The 1,384-nt window shown below is 53.4% G+C and carries 2 protein-coding genes and 1 tRNA gene; 2 read left to right on the top strand and 1 reads right to left on the bottom strand.

The window, feature by feature from the left end; genetic code table 11:
* Window positions 1-376: 376 nt before the first annotated feature.
* Both RMSM_RS01760 and RMSM_RS01755 read left to right on the top strand, forming a co-directional pair.
* Window positions 377-748, top strand: coding sequence for a DUF2237 family protein (locus RMSM_RS01760; RefSeq protein WP_040763562.1), 372 nt, complete (start codon window positions 377-379; stop codon window positions 746-748).
* 104 nt (window positions 749-852) lie between these two features.
* Window positions 853-926 (top strand) — tRNA-Arg (locus RMSM_RS01755).
* Window positions 927-931: 5 nt separating this feature from the next.
* Here the strand turns inward: RMSM_RS01755 and RMSM_RS01750 are convergent.
* The coding region (locus RMSM_RS01750) for a tyrosine-type recombinase/integrase (RefSeq protein ID WP_040763560.1) at window positions 932-1,384 on the bottom strand (453 nt) is incomplete at its 5' end.

Here is a 1,384-nt window from a genome sequence, read left to right as displayed (position 1 = left end):
TGCGTCCCACCGCCGGCATGTGGCGAATTTGCGTGTTTTAGCTCGGGGGGTGAGCTGTCTGCATTACATTCGCACTTACGTTTCCGAACACTTTTCAGGCCCTCTACCTGATCAAGAGGGAAGTTTGTGGTGCGAACAATAAAACGGGCGGTTTCAAATGACTGGCTGGTTGCACGGAGCTGTCAAATTTGGGGGGAATTGGGGCAACTTGCTCAAACGGCCTGCGATATTTTTCGAGGGACTTTGCCATCGCGACAGCGACTGCGGGGCATCCCCGCTACAGACACTTGGTAGGATAAAATGGTTAGAATGGACAGTTCGACTGCATCCGTAATGGATGTGATTTGAAGACGAAACGCATTGGAAAAACGCATCAATGGCTGGAAAAAACGTTTTAGGCGGCGAACTCGCCAGCTGCAGTACCGATCCTTTGACCGGGTTTTACCGAGATGGATGTTGTAACACCGGAGCGTCTGATTCGGGGTTACACGTCATTTGCGCCAAAATGACGGCTGAATTTTTGGAATTCAGTCGATCGCGAGGCAACGATTTGAGCACCCCCAATCCGATGTTCCGGTTCCCAGGATTACGCCCCGGCGATCGCTGGTGTTTATGTGCAGCCCGCTGGAAAGAGGCGTATGACGCAGGCAAGGCACCCCCGGTGGTACTCGAAGCGAGTCATATCAGCTCGTTAGAGTTTGCCTCATTGGAAGAATTGCAAGAGCATGCGGTGCTAGAAGAAGAATGAGAAATTTGCGTTCAGATAGGGCTTGCGGCGACGAACCTGATTGCTAGAATCCCTGTCATCTGAAGAGGGCAGCCCGACAAGGGCGTCCTCAATCGGATCAGCGAGCACCCCTAGCTCAATTGGATAGAGCATCGGTCTACGGAACCGAAGGTTAGAGGTTCGAATCCTCTGGGGTGTATTCTCCTAAAGCCTTTCAAGCAAAGCCTTTAGCTTCAAAAGCTCCTCAGCATTAAGCTCGGGAGCTTTTTCTTTTCGACCCACTAATCGACCCACTAATGCATCCGTAGGTGCTTCAGTGGTCATCTTTTGACGTACTTCGCTGGCGGCAGCCTGAGCCGACCGCGTCGCGCCGTAGTACTTCTCGGTGGTGGCAAAGTCTGCGTGACGCATCACGACTTTCAGCGTCTCAGCCGACACGCCTGCGTTGATTAAACGTTGGGCACAGCCGCGACGAATGTCGTGAGCACTGGCGTACTTCACCCGCGAGTTTGTTCGCTCATCTTCCGTGCGAACGATCACGCCTGCCTCTTCGCCAATCATGGCGATGATGCAGCCCACACGGTCCTTGGTCAGTCGCTGTGATCGTGGTGTCACAACACTTCCCGTGCCTCGCTCGGATCGTTCCTTAGCTTTGGC

The sequence above is a fragment of the Rhodopirellula maiorica SM1 genome, assembly GCF_000346295.1.
GTDB lineage: Bacteria > Planctomycetota > Planctomycetia > Pirellulales > Pirellulaceae > Novipirellula > Novipirellula maiorica.
The sequence above is the reverse complement of the archived record's forward strand: the minus strand, read 5'-3'. Positions and strand labels throughout refer to the sequence as shown.

Coding starts and splice junctions, on each gene's coding strand:
- RMSM_RS01760 (WP_040763562.1), top strand. CDS start 377: ATGGCTGGAAAAAACGTTTTAGGCGGCGAACTCGCCAGCTGCAGTACC.